This is a genomic window from Acidobacteriota bacterium (assembly GCA_026393755.1).
Taxonomy (GTDB): domain Bacteria; phylum Acidobacteriota; class Vicinamibacteria; order Vicinamibacterales; family JAKQTR01; genus JBAXOX01.
The window spans coordinates 40,757-55,878 of sequence record JAPKZO010000005.1; the positions used below are offsets into that span (position 1 = coordinate 40,757).

Sequence of the window (15,122 nt, forward strand, 5' to 3'; positions counted from 1 at the left end):
CAGGAAAGGTCAATCAAGCGGATCTGGACGATTGCAGGCCGCGTCTTAGAGACGGTAACATGGGAGTCACGTGATGCCCGCATGCCCCTGAAATTTCCTCTGGCGAGGTGATTGAATGCCTACGCGCCTGACGCGCACTCTCGTAGCGGTCTGGCTGGCGGTCGGAGTGGCGATGGCTTTGCCGGGCCTGATCGCCGACGCATCCGCCCAGACGCCGTTCGTCCCGTACTTTGGCAAGAACATCGTCCGGTACGATCGTTTCGACTGGCACATCTACAAGACCGATCACTTCGAGATCTACTACTACACCGGTGTAGAGAAGCATCTCGCGAGAATTGCCGGATATGCCGAGAGCGCATACCAGCAGATCAGCGCCGATCTCAAGCACGATCTGGCGTTCAAGATCCCGCTGATCATCTTCAAGACACACAGCGAATTCGAGCAGGAGAACGTCATCCCCGGCGCGGCGGAAGAGGGCGTCGGAGCATTCGCGGAATCGACGCGGAACCGGATGCTGCTGCCGCTCGACAGCCCGCCGGACCTGCTCTACCACTTGATCGTCCACGAGCTCACGCACATCTTCGAGTTCGACATCATCCCGCAGTCGCTCGTGCGGCAGTCGACGCCGCTGTGGGTGGCCGAGGGGCTGTCCGACTACATGACCGGTCTGTGGCGGCCGATTGACCTGATGACGGTGCGCGATGCCGCCACCGCCGACATCATCCCGAAGATGAGCAAGCTCGAGGGGTACGGGGACACCAACAATCCGAGACTCGTATACAACCTGGGGCATGCCGCGTTCGAATTCATCGAGTCGAAATGGGGCAAGGAAGGCCTGCGCCAGTTCCTGTTCTCGATGCGCAAGAACGTCATCGGCGGGGGCGACTCGGCGTTTCAGACGGCGTTTCAGCTCGACGGCGACGACTTCGATCAGCAGTTCGACCGATACCTGAAAGCGCGGTTCAAGCCGTTCCGAGACAAGGAAACACCAGCTGACTACGGAAAGAACCTGGCTCCGAAACCCGAGAAATCGTCATTCATGGACGCGTTCTCGCTGGAACCTTCGCCGTCGGGCGACCTGCTCGCGACAGCCACCGTCAACCGCAAGGATCGGGAGATGGACATTGTCCTGATCTCGGCCAAGGACGGGAAGGTCATCCGGAATCTGACTCCCGGGTTCGATTACCGCATGGGGTTCGACTACATCGTCACGCCGGGCGAGCGTTGGGTGACGATTCCCTGGATGGCCTGGGCGCCTACCGGCGATCGGCTCGCCTATGTGGTTCGCAAAGAGAAGTACAAGGCCATCGTCATCCAGAACGTGCTGACGCGGAAGATCGAGAAGCGCCTCGAGTTGACGTCCGTCGACGAGCCCGAATCGCCCTCGTTCTCGCCGGATGGACGGCGGATCGCGTTTGCCGCCCTGCAGAATGGCATTGGCGACATCTTCACGATCGATCTCGAGTCGGGGAAGATCGACAACCTGACGAAGGACGACTTCGCCGACTACGCGCCGACCTTCTCGCCCGACGGGAAGACGGTGGTGTACCTGGCGCGGATCAGCGGGAACGAGAAGCTCTTCAAGCTCGATATCGCCACGGGCAAGAAGACGCAGCTGACCTTCGGCACGCATGACGACGCGGCCGCGAAGTTCGCTGACGCCGAGACGATCATCTTCCCGTCGACCGCCACCGACCCGAACAAGGCGATCGAACCCGAGGTCGCCCGCAACGGCAGTATCTACAACCTGTGGACGCTCAACCTGAAGACCGGCGAGCTGAAGCAGTGGACCGATGCGATTGGGGGCAACTTCTCGCCCGTCATCCTCCGCGACGGCAAGACGACGCGCACCGCGTTCGTGTCGTATTACAAGGGTGACTACGAGCTGCACATGCTCGACCGCAAGGAAGCCACGATGACGGCCAATACGAGCGACTTCGGCGCTCCAGGGCCCATTATCGACTTCCAGGCGCCGCTGAGTCACACGCTGATTGCGGAAAACGCCAAGCGCAAGGGCAGCTGGGACAAGTTGTTCCTCGAGGGCCGTCCGCCCGTCAATGTCGGCGTCACCAGCGGCGGAAATATCTTCGGCGGGACCGCGATCTCGTTCACCGACGTGCTCGGCGACAAGCGGCTGGATTTCTTCGCGTCGTCGATGTCCCAGTACCGCACATTTGCGGGATCGATGATCAACCTCGAGCACCGGTTGCAGTACGCGCTCCAGGGATACTGGCAGGACGAGTTCTATTACGCTCAGCTGGCGGGGGTTTACTACGATCCGATCTACGACCCGTATATCGATCGCAAGTACGCCACCTCGACCCGGTCAAACCGCGGTGTAACGGCGTTTGGCATCTACCCGCTGAGCCGGTACTCGCGGGTGGAAGCATCGGCGGGGTTTGCCTACGTCAAGGAGAGCTACAACGACCAGGGGCTGGCAGACTACTCCAATTTGTACCAACAGCAGACCTTCGGGCGAACGCTGTTCCGGAATGGGTGGTATGCCCCGTTGACCCTCGCGTTCGTCCAGGAGACCACCGTGTTCCGGGAATTCGGCCCGCTGGCGGGCAGCACGATGCGCATGAGCTACGAAGTGGCGCCTCCGGTCACCAAGAACCTGTCCTGGCAGGCGGTGGACGGAGACATCCGCAAGTACTTCAAGATTGGATCGTCGGGCCTGCTCGCGATCCGCGCGAAGGGCTACAAGAGCTGGGGATCGACGCCGAGCTACACGTTCTTCGGCGGAAACTCCGAGATGCGCGGCTACGACTACCTGCAGTTCATCGGCCAGAACGCGTTCTTCGGGAACGTGGAGCTGCGCTTCCCGCTGATTAACGCGATGGCCACGCCGGTCGGCATCCTGGGCGGCGTCCGGGGCGTCTTCTTCGCCAACCTCGGCGGGGCGTGGTTCTCTGGCGCGGGGTACAAGTTTTCGACGAGCCAGGCGATGACGCTGACGCCGATCATCAACTACCAGGTCGACGCGGCGACCGGCTCGCTCATTCTCGATCCGTTGACTGGTGCGCCGATCCCGATCTACGGCGATCCCTTGACGATTTCAGGATTCCGGCTCGTGGATGGCCGGGCCTCGTACGGGATTGGGCTCGAGACGTTTGCGCTGGGCTTCCCGATCCACTTCGACTGGTCGTGGCGAACGCTCCTCAACAAGACGTGGGAGGATGTCGTGTTCGCCGGCAGCGGCGGGAGCGCGGCGTTCCGAAAGGCGCGCTTCCAGTTCTGGATCGGCTACGACTTCTAGAGAAACGGGGTCGGACTTTATTTCGTTCTCTGCCAGGCCGCGAGCCGGTTGCAGAAACTGAAATGAGGTCCGGCCCCTTTTTGTCGTCTCTCAGTGCGTGTAGGGTTCGATGGTGACGCCGTCGTACATGTCGTCAACGCGCATGATCTGGGCATCGCGGCTGTAGCTGCCCAGTTCGTAGTCCTCGCTCATGACAAGCGCCTTGACCGGCTTGGTCGGGCACACCTCCGAGCAGAGGCCGCAGAAGCTGCACCGCGAGAGATTGAAGTCGAAGTAGTCCAGCACCTTGATCTTCAGCCCGGCCTCCCGGTGCCCGCCGAGCGAGATCAGCTCGTCGGGACACGCTTTGGCGCACTGGTCGCAGACAATGCAGGTCTGTGCGCCCGTGCCGGGCTCGATCTGAAGCCGTAGGACGCCACGAAAACGCGGGGCCACCGGCCGGCGTTCGGACGGGTACTGGAAGGTGAAGGCCGGCTGGGGCGTGTACTTGAGCGTCAGCCACAACCCCTTGGCCAAATCCACCAGAAAAATCGAGCGCAGGAAGTCCGTGAACATCAGCCGCGCTCCTCGATGAGAATGGGCTCGGTCCCACCCAGATGGATCGCCCGTGGCTTGCGGAGCGTGGTGTTCTCCTTCTGGATCTTGTCCTGCAACCTCATGATCCCGTAGAAGAGCGCTTCTGGCCGCGGGGGACAGCCGGACACGTACACGTCAACAGGGACCACCTTGTCGACGCCCTGCAGGACGCTGTAGGTCGGAAACGGCCCGCCCGCATTCGAGCAACTGCCCATCGAAATCACCCATTTCGGCTCCGGCATCTGGTCGTACAGCCGCCTCAGCACCGGCGCCATCTTCTTGGTGACGGTGCCGGCGACGATCATCAGGTCGGCCTGACGGGGAGAGGCCCGGAAGACTTCCGACCCGAACCGCGCAATGTCGAAGCGCGATCCGCCCGCCGCGATCATTTCGATGGCGCAGCACGCCAGGCCGAATCCCATCGGCCAGAGCGAGTTCTTGCGGGCCCATGCGAGCACGCTGTCGAGGTTCGTGGTGATGATGTTGTCCGCGAACCGGTGATCGATCAGACCCATTTCGACATCCTCGCTGCCGGGGACCCATATGTGGAGGGGAAGACAGGCGCCCCTGCCCGTGACACCAGACGGAAGACGCGGCTACTTCTGATAGTACTCCGCGTTCTTCGGGATGAAATGCTTCCACTTCTCGGGGGTTTCGTCCAGCGCAAAAATGGCCTCGACCGGGCACGCCGGCACGCATGCGCCGCAGTCGATGCACTCATCCGGATGGATATAGAGCATGTCCGCGGTCTGGAACTCAGGTTCGTCTTTCCGCGGGTGGATGCAGTCAACCGGACACACATCCACGCAGGCAGTGTCTTTGGTCCCCACGCACGGCTCGCAAATAATGTACGCCATCCTCGCCTTTCTCCGTTGCGCCCTCACACCACGATATCAAACTATCGCGGCCTCCATTCGGCCGTCAAGCCACGGTCTGCCCCGGCTGCATCTCGACGACCTCGACACCCAGCGGCGCCACCAGCTCGCGCAGCTGCTCAGGCCTGCCGGTGAGGACGGGGAACGTTCCGTAGTGCATGGGAAAGACCGCGCGCACCCCCAGCAACTCGGCGGCCTTCGCGGCCGCGGCCGGGTCCATCGTAAACAGATCGCCAATCGGCAGGAACGCGATCGACGGGTTGTAGAGCTCCCTGATGAGGCGCATATCGCCGAACACGGAGGTGTCGCCTGCAAAGTAGATCGTGAGGCCATTGCCGAACCGCAAGACGTACCCGGCCGCCTCGCCCAGGTATGTTGCCGCCCCGTTTTCCACGAAGCTGGAACTGTGGCGGGCATCGACCATCGTGATCCTGACTCCGCCGTGTTCTTGCGTGCCGCCCTTGTTCATCCCCGACGTCTTCGTCACGCCCTGCCTGCCGAGCCAGTCGCACAACTCGAAGATCCCGACTACCGTTGCCCCGGTTGCCTTCGCGACGGCGGCGACGTCGTGCACGTGGTCGAAGTGCCCGTGCGTCACCAGGATCAGATCAACGGCGTCGATTGTCCTGAAAGCCGGCGGACAGGAGGGGTTTCCGTCCAGCCAGGGGTCGAGCAGGATGCGGCGCCCCTCGGGCGACACCAGCAGAAACGTCGAATGTCCCAACCACGTCACCGACAGCCCTGACAGCAGCATGGCATCACCCCGCGGAAGAAGAGACCCCTGCGGCGCCACGGTGGCGCAGGATCCATGGGAGAGTATAGCAGCGGCGCCGTCGAAGGTGAGACCGTCAGAACAGTGTATGATCGGAATCTGGCCGGAGCCCGGCTGTGGGCCCGGCAGAAACCCCGCTCCCTGCGCTTCGGCGTGTCCCGACTTGATCTTGGGCGGGCCGGCGGCGTGGCGTTCATCGCCCATAACGATTTCATGAGCATCCCGGTTCCGCTTCCCCTCGTCGCACCAGTCAGAAAACCCGAATGGCTGAAGGTGCGCGCACCCGGCTCCGCCAACTACGTCCGGCTGAAGGGGCTGATGCGCACAGAGGGGCTTCATACCGTCTGCGAAGAGGCGCACTGTCCGAATATCGGCGAGTGCTGGCACCACGGCACGGCGACGTTCATGATCCTCGGTGATGTGTGCACACGGGCATGTCCTTTCTGCGCGGTTCGACATGGGCTCCCTCCCGGGCTCGATCGCGACGAACCGGCCAGAGTGGCCGAGGCCGTGGCCACCATGGCGCTCAACTACGTGGTCGTGACGTCGGTCGATCGCGACGACCTGGCGGACGGCGGTTCGGGCATCTTTGCCGACACGATCCTCGGGATTCGGACCCGGCGGCCGTCGTGCCGGATCGAGGTCCTGATTCCCGACTTCAAGGGCGACCAGCAGGCCCTGTTCACGGTGCTCGATGCGCGGCCCGACGTGCTGAACCACAACACCGAGACGGTGCCGCGCCTTTACCGCCTGGCGCGGCCGGGCGGCCGCTATCCGCGCAGCCTCGAACTGCTGGATCGCGCCCGCAGGTACGCCCCGGATATCCCGACGAAATCGGGCGTGATGGTCGGTCTTGGCGAGGAGTGGCCGGAGCTCATCGCGACGCTGGCCGATCTGCGCGAAGTGGGCGTCGGCATCATCACGATTGGCCAGTACCTCAGCCCGTCTTCGTCACACCTCCCAGTGGCCCGGTATTACCATCCGGACGAGTTCGAGATGCTCAAGGCGGCGGCGATCAACATGGGATTCGGGCACGTCGAGTGTGGTCCCCTGGTGCGGAGTTCCTATCATGCCCACGAACAGGCCGACGCGTTCGACCAGGCGGAAGGCCGGACGGCCATCGCCTGACGGACGGCCTCGGATTGAATCTGGGCCCATGCTCACGGCGGCAGCAGGGAAACAGACGACCGACATGGCAGCAACGACGACACCGGATCACATCAGCCGACAGCTGGGCAGCACGCCGAAGGCGACGCTCCTCGACATGCTCGCCAAGATGCTGCTGGGGCGGCGTTTCGAAGAGAAGTGCGCCGAGATGTACGCGCTTCAGAACATCGGCGGCTTCTGTCACCTGTATATCGGCCAGGAGGCGGTCGCGGTTGGCGCGCTGTCGACGCTCCGGCCGGACGATGCCATCTTCACGTCATACCGGGACCACGTGCACGCGATCGTTAAAGGCTGCGATCCCGGCCGCGTGATGGCCGAGCTGTTCGGGCGCCGGGATGGGGTCTCGAAGGGCAAGGGCGGGTCGATGCACCTGTTCGACCGCCAGGTGGGCCTGTATGGCGGGCACGCGATCGTCGGCGGTCACATTCCCCTCGCCACCGGGGTCGCCTTCGCCAGCAAGTACCAGCAGACCGACCGGGTGACGCTGTGCTTCTTCGGGGAAGCCGCCGTCAACATCGGCGCCTTCCACGAATCACTGAACATGGCCGCCCTCTGGAAGCTGCCCTGCATCTACATCGTCGAGAACAACCGGTACGGCATGGGCACCTCCATCGAGCGCGCCTCGGCCATCTATGACGTGGCCGCGCGGGCGTCGGCCTACGACATGGCCAGCGAGACCGTCGACGGCATGGACGTGCTGGCTGTTCGGGACTGTGTCGGCCGCGCGGTCGAACGAGTCCGGAGCGAGCACGCGCCCACGCTCATCGAGGCGCGGTGCTACCGGTTCATGGGCCACTCGATGTCGGACCCCGTGCACGGGCACTACCGCACGAAAGAGGAAGTCGAAGAGCAGAAGCTGCAGGATCCGATCAAGGCGTATTTCGGCCGCCTGCTGGCTGCGGGTCTCATTGACCAGAACGGTCTCCTCGAGTTGGACCGTGAGGCGCGGGAGACGGTCGAGCGGGCCATCCGGTTTGCCGAGGCCAGCCCGGAACCATCGGCCGACGATCTCTACGCCGACGTGTACGCGGAGCCGTACGGCCCCTTCCGAAAGAGTGAAGCGTAGCCATGCCGCTGATCACCTACCGCGACGCGTTGAACCAGGCCCTGCGCGAAGAGCTCCGCCGCGACCCGAACGTGTTTCTGATGGGTGAGGAAGTGGGCGTCTATCAGGGCGCATACAAGGTCAGCAAGGACCTCCTGCAGGAATTCGGCGAGCGCCGCATCATCGACACGCCGATCACGGAGGAAGGCTTCACGGGCGTCGGCATCGGGGCGGCGATGGTCGGCTTGAGGCCGGTCATCGAGATGATGACGTGGAACTTCTCGCTGCTGGCCATGGACCAGATTATCAACGGCGCCGCCAAACTGCTGTACATGTCGGGCGGCCAGTTCAGTATTCCCATCGTTGTGCGCGGTCCGGGAGGAGCGGCCCACCAGCTCGCCGCGCAGCACTCGCAGTCGATTGAGTCGTGGTACGCGCACGTCCCCGGACTGAAGGTCGTGGCGCCATCGACGCCGTACGACGCGAAGGGCCTGCTCAAGAGCGCCATCCGGGATAACGACCCGGTGATCTTCTTCGAGGGCGAGACGCTGTATGGATCGAAGGGCGAGGTGCCGGCCGAGGAGTACACGATTCCGATCGGGGTCGCCGACATCAAGCGCCAGGGCACCGACGTGACGCTGGTCGCCTGGTCGAAGATGGTGATGGTCGCGATGAAGGCAGCCGAACAGCTGGCCGCCGAGGGCATTTCGTGCGAGATCGTCGACCCGCGATCGTTGCGGCCGTTCGACAACGCCCCAATCCTGGCGTCGATCGCCAAGACGAACCGCTGCGTGATTGTCGAGGAAGGGTGGCCCTACGCCGGGCTCGGAGCACAGATCGCGTACCAGATTCAACAGTCGGCGTTCGACGATCTGGATGCCCCGGTCACGCGCGTCACCGGGGCGGATGTGCCGATGCCCTACGCCCGGAATCTCGAGCACCTCGCCATGCCGTCGCCCGCCAGCGTGGTGGCGGCCGTTCGAGAAGTGCTGTATCGGAGTTAGGGATCAGGAGGTTCATTCCATGGCTTCCCGCGTCGTGATGCCGAAGTTGAGTGACACCATGGAGGAGGGCCGCATCCTCCGGTGGATCAAGAACGAAGGTGATCCGGTCGAAACCGGCCAGGCGCTGGCCGAAGTGGAAACCGACAAGGCCACTGTCGAGATGGAGGCCTACACCAGCGGTATCGTGCGGAAACTGGTGGCGGCCGAGGGCGCGTTCGTCAAGGTAGGCCAGCAGATCGCGGTGATTGGCACGGCCGACGAGGATATTTCGGCGCTGCTGCCGGGGCCGGCTGCCGCCGCCCCCGTCGCGAACGCGTCGGCCAGTCCGGCGACACTCGTGGCCGCGACGCCTCCTCAGATCCTGACTGCACCCGCGGAGCAGTCGCCGGCCGGCCGCCATCTGAGGGCTTCCCCGCTCGCCATGCGCATGGCTGCCGAATCCGGCGTCGATCTCAGGAACCTGCACGGGACAGGTCCCCAGGGCCGCATCGTCAAGCGCGATATCGAGGCGGCACAGACGGCCGGGACGCCTCAGACGGGCGCGACAGAATCGGCGGGGCCAGCGTGGCGTTCGCGTTCGCTCGACACGCCCGGCGCCGTGCAAGAATCGCAGGAGATCGAACTGTCGGCGATCCGGCGGACCATTGCCAAGCGACTCGTGCAAAGCAAGGGTCCGGTCCCGCACTTCTATCTCACGATCGACGTCGCGATGGATCGCGTATGGGACGCCTACCAGGCGTTGCGTGCCGAGCGATCCTCCATCTCCATCAACGACATCGTGATCAAGGCGACAGCCCTGGCGCTGCGGCAGCACCCTGACATCAACGCCTCATTCGGCGGCGATCACGTCACGCAGTTCGCGCGGGTGCACATCGGCATGGCGGTGGCGCTCGACGATGGCCTGATCACTCCGGTGCTGCGGGATGCGGACGTGAAGCCGATCGAGGAGATTTCCGCAGAATCGCGGATCCTGACGGAGCGGGCGCGTGCGCGCACGCTTCAGCCGAGCGAATACACCGGCGCCACGTTCTCCGTGTCCAATCTCGGCATGATGGACATCGATGAGTTCTCGGCCATCATCAATCCGCCCGAGGCCGCCATTCTGGCCGTCGGCGCAGTTCGACAGGTGCCGGTGGTTGTCGACGGCGAGGTCAGAGCCGGTTACCGCATGAAGGCGACCTTGTCGGTCGACCACCGAGTGGCGGACGGCGCCGGCGGTGCACGCTTCCTCCAGACGCTCAGGCGGTACCTCGAGAATCCGCTGTTGATGGCGTAGGGGAAGGAGCCCCCAGGATCCTCCGCAGTACCGTGGTGTCCATGTTGCCGCCGCTCATGACGCACACCACGGTCTTGTTGGCCAGCTCGCCACGCAGCTTCCACGCAGCCATCAGAGGGGCCGCGCCGGCGCCTTCGGCCAGATTGTGCGTCGCGCGCAGCGCCAGTCTGACACCCTCGGCCAGTTCGTCCTCGGTCAGCGTGACGACGTCGTCGAGTTCACGCGTGAGCAGGTCGAAGGTCAGGTCGAACGTGACGCGGGTGGCCACGCCCTCGGCGAGCGTGTCAGCGTACTCGCCCACCACGCGCGTGCCCGATCGCCACGATCGCGCGAACGCGTCCGCCCTGGCCGCCTGCACGCCGATGATGCGCGTGGAGTTGCCGATCGCGGTTCGAACGGTCACCAGCCCGGACGCCCCGCTCCCGCCGCCAATCGGCACGAACACGACGTCGACGCGCGGCAGTTCCTCGAAGATTTCGAGCGCGTAGGTGCCCACGCCGGCCAGCAGCAGCGGCTCGTTGGCCGGGTGGACGTACCGGTACCCCCGTTCGAGCGCATCCTGCTCGCATCTCACCCGTGCCTCGTCGAAGTCGCGGCCGTGCTCGACGAGCGTCGCGCCGTACCCCCGCATGGCCTCGTTCTTCTCGGGGTTGTTGCCGACCGGCACGTAGATCGTGCAGGGCACATGCCGCAGGTGGCACGCCATCGCCAGCGACTGGCCGTGATTGCCCGTCGACGCGGTCGCCACGCCCGCGCGACATTCGCTCGCCCCAAGCGTCGCCACCAGGTTCAACCCGCCGCGAATCTTGAACGCGCCGGTCGGATTGTGATTTTCGTGCTTGACGTAGACCGCGGTCCCGATTTCCGACGTCAGCAGCGGATGCGACAACAGCGGCGTGGGCCGCAAATGCCGGTACACGCGGGGCCGCGCATCGTAGATATCGTGTAGCGTCGGTGGTTCCATCCGTGTCGCCTCTCGTGGCGGCTCAATCGGCCGCGCCGCTCTGCCTGGTGCCGCCTGCTATCTTCTCACGGCGACGGTCGAAGGACGAGCATCACCGGGCCGCTCCGCTTTTTGTGGCCCGGCCGGGATATGATCCGGATGTCGTCCGGGACCATCATCATGCTGTCTGCCGTGTTGCCCATCTTCCCGCTCCCCAACGCCGTGTTGTTCCCCGGCGTGTTCCTGCCGCTCCATATCTTCGAAACACCGTTTCGCGAAATGGTGGCCGACGTGCTGGCGGGCGACCGTCTCATCGGCATGGTGCTGCTGAAGCCAGGGTGGGACCGCGAACCGACCGAATCCCCCTCGGTCTTTTCGATCGGCTGTGCCGGCCTGATCAGCCACGTCGAACACCTGGACGACGGCCGGTACAACATCGTGCTCCGCGGCATCGATCGCTTTCGCATCCTCGAGGAGGACGTCGAGCGCTCGTATCGGCTGGCCAGGGTCGACTACCTGGTGGACACGCTGACGGCGGTCGATCGCGAAGGGCTCCGGCAGCAGCGCCATCGGCTTGAACGGCTGCTGACGGTCTCGGCCGAAGCCCCCGACCATCCGTTTCCGTCCAGCCTCTCTGACGAAGGCGTCATCAACGCGCTCGCGCAGTACCTCGATCTCGAACCGATCGAGCGTCAGGCGCTTCTCGAATGCCACAACGTGTCGAGCCGGGCCGATGCGCTCGCCGAACTGCTCGAGATGAAGGCGATGGCCCAGTCGGCGCCGCCGGGACGGGGGCTGCTGCACTGAGCGCTATTTCTTCTTGATCGGCACGGGCTTCTTCGCCGGCGTCTTCTGAGCCGGCTGGGGCGTGTACTCCACCATGACGCTGCTGATGAGGGCAATGGGACGGCCGGGAGCGACAAACGTCTCGTCGACGTCGTAGCGCCGCGCGGACAGCTTCTCTCCGAGCACGTAGACCTGGTTGACCGCCTCGGGCAGCTCCACGCGAATCGGCTCCGCGCCGGTGGGCGCCACGGCCTTCAACCCGCCCGGCCCCGCCCCACCCCCGATCCGGTCGAACAGATCGGCATCGGTGCGAAACTCGTTCTGCACCGTGGCGCGCGTCACCAGCGTGTTGTCGAGCGTCATCACACCCACCGTGGCCGTCAGCTTCGCGTACGACCGGCGGGCCTTCACCTGCTCCTCCGAATAGGTCTGGCGGTTGTGCAGGTCGAACGTCAGCACGGCCTTGCCTCTGTGCGGCGGCAAGGTGATCAGGATTCCGTCAGCAGACGTCCGCCCGACGGGCACGTCGCAGAACGTGCGGAGCGTCTTGACGCCGGTCCCGAGCGGCGACGGGCACGTCACCTCGGCTGGCTCGATCTTCGGCGCCGGGGGCGCCGCGGGGGCCGGTTTCTTCCTGGCGGTTTGCGCACCCGCAGGCCCGGCCGCCATCAGCGCACACGCGACGAGCCACAGTGTGACTTTGCGCATCAGGTGTTCTTCTGGCGAATGAGGTCGAGGAATTCCATCCGGGTGCGATCGCGCTCCCTGAACGCACCCAGCATCGCGCTGGTGACGCAGTAGGACCGTTGTTTCTGGACGCCGCGCATGGCCATGCACAGGTGCGTCGCCTCCATGACGACGGCGACACCGAGCGGATCGATCTTCTCGCGGATGGTCTCGGCAATCTGGTTGGTCAGCCGCTCCTGCACCTGCAGCCGGTGCGAGAACACGTCGACCAGCCGCGGGATCTTGCTCAGGCCGATCACCCGCGTGCGCGGGATGTACGCCACGTGACACTTGCCGAAAAACGGCAGCAGATGGTGTTCGCACAGGCTGAAGAAATCGATGTCCTTGACGATCACCATCTCGCTGTAGTCGACGGTGAAGAGCGCGTTGTTCAGGACCTTGTCGATGTCCTCGCGGTACCCGCTCGTCAGAAACGACAGCGACTTAGCCATGCGCCGCGGCGTATCGAGCAGGCCTTCCCTGCCGGGGTCCTCGCCAAGCTGTTCGAGCAGCTGCCTGATCTGCGTTTCCATCGCGCGTACCCGCTATGCGTAGCTATAGAAACCGCGGCCCGTCTTCCGACCGCACCGTCCCGCGAGCACCATGCGCTTGAGAAGCGGGGGCGCCGCGTAGGCGGGTTCCTTGAACTCCTCGAACATGATGTTGGCGATGTAATACGTGGTGTCCAGGCCCACGAAATCGAGCAGCGTGAACGGGCCCATCGGGTACCCGCAACCAAGGGCCATGCCCTTGTCGATATCCTCGATGGTGCCCAGCCCGTGCTCGTACGCGCGGATCGCGTCGAGCAGGTACGGGACGAGCAGGCGGTTGACGATGAAGCCGGGGCGATCGGGGGCGGTCACCGGCTCCTTGCCGAGCGACTGGGCAAACGCGTAGGCGCGCGCAAAACTCTCGTCGGTCGTCGACAGGGCCTTCACCACTTCGACCAGTTTCATCAGCGGCACCGGATTGAAGAAATGCAGGCCGACGAACTTGTCCGGACGCGTGGTCGAGGCCGCCAGTTCGGTGATGCAGAGCGAGGAGGTGTTCGACGCGAGCAGCGTGTGCGGCGCGACAACCGCCTCGACCGCGGCATACGTCTTCTTCTTCTCGTCGAAGCTCTCGATGATGGCTTCGATCACGATATCGCACGACGCCAGGTCCTCAATCCGCGTGGTGCCGCTCAGCTTCCCGAGCGTCGCGTCCCGGAACTCCGGCGTGACCTTGCCCTTCTCGATGCCGCCATCCAGGAACTTCCGGATGCGCCCAAAACCCCGGTCGAGCAGCGGCTGTTCAACCTCGCGCACGATAGTCTTGTAGCCAGCCTGCGCCGACACCTGCGCGATGCCGCTGCCCATCAAGCCGCACCCGAGCACGCCAACCGTACGAATCTCCATGATGCCCTCCATCGGCTTCCACCTTAGCCGCCAGCGCAAGCGCGTCTACACCACCTCAACGATGGCCGCGATGCCCTGTCCCCCGCCAATGCAGGCGGTGGCCAGACCGCGCGACAGGCCTCGCCGGCGCAGCTCGAGCAAGACGGTCAGCAAAAGTCTCGCCCCGCTCGCGCCGAGCGGATGCCCCAGTGCAATGGCGCCGCCATTGACGTTGACCCGCTCGCGATCCAGGCCCAGTTCCTTCTCGACCGCCAGATACTGAGCGGCAAACGCCTCGTTGACTTCAATCAGATCGATCTCGGCCAGCGTCAATCCCGTCCGGGCCAGAACCGCGCGGGTGGCCGGAGCGGGGCCAATCCCCATCTCTTTCGGCTCGACGCCGACGGCCGACCATCCAATCAAGCGCCCGATCGGCTTGAGGCCGAGCGTCTGCACGGCCTGCTGGGAAGCCAGCACGAGCGCCGCCGCGCCGTCGACGATGCCGCTGGCGTTGCCGGCGGTGACGCCGCCGTCCTTCCGGAATGCCGGCGGCAGCGCGGCCAGCGACTCCATCGTTGTGTCGGCGCGCACATGATCGTCGCGCGAGAACTGCTGCGGCCCCTTCCGCGACTTGAGTTCGACCGGCACCACCTCTTCGGCGAGCCGTCCCGTTTCCCACGCTTTGGCCGCCAACTGCTGGCTCCGCAGGGCGAAGCGGTCCTGCTCCTCGCGTGCAATGCCGTACTTGACGGCCAGATTCTCGGCGGTAATCGCCATGCTGCAGCCGCAGTACGTGTCTGTCAGCGACTCCCAGAGCGCGTCTTCGAGCTTGCCCTGGCCGAGCCGCAGCCCGCTTCGCAGACCGCGAATCACGTGCGGCGCCTGCGTCATGTTCTCGGTGCCGCCCGCCAGTACGACGTCGGCCTCGCCCAACTGGATGAGCTGCGCGGCCGACACCGCGGCCTGGATGCCCGACCCGCACAGCCGGTTGACGGTCAGCGCGGGCACTTCGATCGGCAGGCCGGCTTTGAGGCCAATGTGCCGGGCCCCATAGAGCGCATCGGCGCTGGTCTGCAGCACGTTGCCGAATACGACGTGCTGAACCTGCCCTGGCGCCACGCCGCTGCGCGCCAGCGCAGCCTTCGAGGCGAGGGCGCCGAGATCGAGCGCGGAGATGTCCTTGAACGCCCCGGCATACTCGGCCATCGGGGTGCGGGCACCGTTCACAATGTAGACGGGTGTGGTGTTCATGGGAGTTGCCACTTGCATCCTTAGGGGCAACCTCGTGTGGTTGCCCTGGTCTCAGGGCGGGCACGC

General features: G+C 64.7%; 15 protein-coding genes. 6 read left to right on the top strand and 9 right to left on the bottom strand.

Annotated elements, in window-relative coordinates; translation table 11 throughout:
* Positions 1-115: 115 nt before the first annotated feature.
* Positions 116-3,259 carry a hypothetical protein gene (locus NTV05_01410; protein ID MCX6543052.1) on the top strand — a complete coding sequence of 1,048 codons (3,144 nt, stop codon included), beginning with the start codon at positions 116-118 and terminating at the stop codon, positions 3,257-3,259.
* A gap of 90 nt (positions 3,260-3,349) precedes the next feature.
* Here NTV05_01410 and NTV05_01415 read toward each other — a convergent pair whose 3' ends face one another.
* From NTV05_01415 to NTV05_01430, 4 genes are all read right to left on the bottom strand, one after another.
* Positions 3,350-3,814: an NADH-quinone oxidoreductase subunit I gene (locus tag NTV05_01415; protein ID MCX6543053.1), complete on the bottom strand. Its 465-nt coding sequence runs from the start codon at positions 3,812-3,814 to the stop codon at positions 3,350-3,352.
* Positions 3,814-4,350 (bottom strand): NADH-quinone oxidoreductase subunit B, encoded by a 537-nt coding sequence (locus NTV05_01420; protein ID MCX6543054.1) that lies wholly within the window; start codon positions 4,348-4,350, stop codon positions 3,814-3,816. The genes NTV05_01415 and NTV05_01420 overlap by 1 nt, the downstream gene beginning before the upstream one ends.
* 81 nt (positions 4,351-4,431) lie before the next feature.
* Positions 4,432-4,692 carry a ferredoxin family protein gene (locus tag NTV05_01425; protein MCX6543055.1) on the bottom strand — a complete coding sequence of 87 codons (261 nt, stop codon included), beginning with the start codon at positions 4,690-4,692 and terminating at the stop codon, positions 4,432-4,434.
* Between the two features lie 64 nt (positions 4,693-4,756).
* Positions 4,757-5,464: a metal-dependent hydrolase gene (locus NTV05_01430; GenBank protein ID MCX6543056.1), complete on the bottom strand. Its 708-nt coding sequence runs from the start codon at positions 5,462-5,464 to the stop codon at positions 4,757-4,759.
* A gap of 231 nt (positions 5,465-5,695) precedes the next feature.
* Between NTV05_01430 and lipA the strand changes: the two genes are divergently transcribed.
* The 4 genes from lipA to NTV05_01450 all read left to right on the top strand — a co-directional run bounded on the left by lipA (position 5,696) and on the right by NTV05_01450 (position 9,974).
* Positions 5,696-6,610: a lipoyl synthase gene (gene lipA, locus NTV05_01435; protein MCX6543057.1), complete on the top strand. Its 915-nt coding sequence runs from the start codon at positions 5,696-5,698 to the stop codon at positions 6,608-6,610.
* Positions 6,611-6,674: 64 nt separating this feature from the next.
* Positions 6,675-7,715, top strand: a complete 1,041-nt coding sequence (gene pdhA, locus NTV05_01440; GenBank protein ID MCX6543058.1) for a pyruvate dehydrogenase (acetyl-transferring) E1 component subunit alpha — start codon at positions 6,675-6,677, stop codon at positions 7,713-7,715.
* 2 nt (positions 7,716-7,717) lie between these two features.
* The gene (locus NTV05_01445; GenBank protein MCX6543059.1) at positions 7,718-8,698 is read left to right on the top strand and encodes a pyruvate dehydrogenase complex E1 component subunit beta; all 981 of its coding nucleotides are present in this window, start codon (positions 7,718-7,720) and stop codon (positions 8,696-8,698) included.
* A gap of 19 nt (positions 8,699-8,717) precedes the next feature.
* Positions 8,718-9,974 carry a dihydrolipoamide acetyltransferase family protein gene (locus NTV05_01450; GenBank protein MCX6543060.1) on the top strand — a complete coding sequence of 419 codons (1,257 nt, stop codon included), beginning with the start codon at positions 8,718-8,720 and terminating at the stop codon, positions 9,972-9,974.
* Here the strand turns inward: NTV05_01450 and NTV05_01455 are convergent.
* Positions 9,937-10,938 (bottom strand): threonine dehydratase, encoded by a 1,002-nt coding sequence (locus tag NTV05_01455; protein ID MCX6543061.1) that lies wholly within the window; start codon positions 10,936-10,938, stop codon positions 9,937-9,939. The two genes, NTV05_01450 and NTV05_01455, sit on opposite strands and share 38 nt — an antisense overlap.
* 138 nt (positions 10,939-11,076) lie before the next feature.
* On the opposite strand from NTV05_01455, the gene NTV05_01460 reads away from it, so the two are divergent.
* A complete protein-coding gene (locus NTV05_01460) occupies positions 11,077-11,724 on the top strand; it encodes an LON peptidase substrate-binding domain-containing protein (protein MCX6543062.1) in 648 nt (215 codons plus the stop codon).
* A 3-nt stretch (positions 11,725-11,727) separates the two neighbouring features.
* Here NTV05_01460 and NTV05_01465 read toward each other — a convergent pair whose 3' ends face one another.
* From NTV05_01465 to NTV05_01480, 4 genes are read right to left on the bottom strand one after another with little or no spacing between them, the layout of a single operon-like run.
* Positions 11,728-12,411, bottom strand: coding sequence for a hypothetical protein (locus tag NTV05_01465; GenBank protein ID MCX6543063.1), 684 nt, complete (start codon positions 12,409-12,411; stop codon positions 11,728-11,730).
* A complete protein-coding gene (folE, locus tag NTV05_01470) occupies positions 12,411-12,962 on the bottom strand; it encodes a GTP cyclohydrolase I FolE (GenBank protein ID MCX6543064.1) in 552 nt (183 codons plus the stop codon). Before folE ends, NTV05_01465 begins: the two co-directional genes overlap by 1 nt.
* Positions 12,963-12,974: 12 nt before the next feature.
* Complete coding sequence (locus NTV05_01475; GenBank protein ID MCX6543065.1) at positions 12,975-13,826, bottom strand: 3-hydroxybutyryl-CoA dehydrogenase; 852 nt, start codon at positions 13,824-13,826, stop codon at positions 12,975-12,977.
* A 45-nt stretch (positions 13,827-13,871) separates the two neighbouring features.
* Positions 13,872-15,056 (bottom strand): acetyl-CoA C-acetyltransferase, encoded by a 1,185-nt coding sequence (locus NTV05_01480; protein ID MCX6543066.1) that lies wholly within the window; start codon positions 15,054-15,056, stop codon positions 13,872-13,874.
* Between the last annotated feature and the right edge of the window lie 66 nt (positions 15,057-15,122).

Excerpts from the sequence above, each read along its gene's own strand:
- NTV05_01410 (MCX6543052.1), top strand. The coding sequence starts at position 116 with ATGCCTACGCGCCTGACGCGCACTCTCGTAGCGGTCTGGCTGGCGGTC.
- NTV05_01415 (MCX6543053.1), bottom strand. The coding sequence starts at position 3,814 with ATGTTCACGGACTTCCTGCGCTCGATTTTTCTGGTGGATTTGGCCAAG.
- NTV05_01420 (MCX6543054.1), bottom strand. The coding sequence starts at position 4,350 with ATGGGTCTGATCGATCACCGGTTCGCGGACAACATCATCACCACGAAC.
- NTV05_01425 (MCX6543055.1), bottom strand. The coding sequence starts at position 4,692 with ATGGCGTACATTATTTGCGAGCCGTGCGTGGGGACCAAAGACACTGCC.
- NTV05_01430 (MCX6543056.1), bottom strand. The coding sequence starts at position 5,464 with ATGCTGCTGTCAGGGCTGTCGGTGACGTGGTTGGGACATTCGACGTTT.
- lipA (MCX6543057.1), top strand. The coding sequence starts at position 5,696 with ATGAGCATCCCGGTTCCGCTTCCCCTCGTCGCACCAGTCAGAAAACCC.
- pdhA (MCX6543058.1), top strand. The coding sequence starts at position 6,675 with ATGGCAGCAACGACGACACCGGATCACATCAGCCGACAGCTGGGCAGC.
- NTV05_01445 (MCX6543059.1), top strand. The coding sequence starts at position 7,718 with ATGCCGCTGATCACCTACCGCGACGCGTTGAACCAGGCCCTGCGCGAA.
- NTV05_01450 (MCX6543060.1), top strand. The coding sequence starts at position 8,718 with ATGGCTTCCCGCGTCGTGATGCCGAAGTTGAGTGACACCATGGAGGAG.
- NTV05_01455 (MCX6543061.1), bottom strand. The coding sequence starts at position 10,938 with ATGGAACCACCGACGCTACACGATATCTACGATGCGCGGCCCCGCGTG.
- NTV05_01460 (MCX6543062.1), top strand. The coding sequence starts at position 11,077 with ATGTCGTCCGGGACCATCATCATGCTGTCTGCCGTGTTGCCCATCTTC.
- NTV05_01465 (MCX6543063.1), bottom strand. The coding sequence starts at position 12,411 with ATGCGCAAAGTCACACTGTGGCTCGTCGCGTGTGCGCTGATGGCGGCC.
- folE (MCX6543064.1), bottom strand. The coding sequence starts at position 12,962 with ATGGAAACGCAGATCAGGCAGCTGCTCGAACAGCTTGGCGAGGACCCC.
- NTV05_01475 (MCX6543065.1), bottom strand. The coding sequence starts at position 13,826 with ATGGAGATTCGTACGGTTGGCGTGCTCGGGTGCGGCTTGATGGGCAGC.
- NTV05_01480 (MCX6543066.1), bottom strand. The coding sequence starts at position 15,056 with ATGAACACCACACCCGTCTACATTGTGAACGGTGCCCGCACCCCGATG.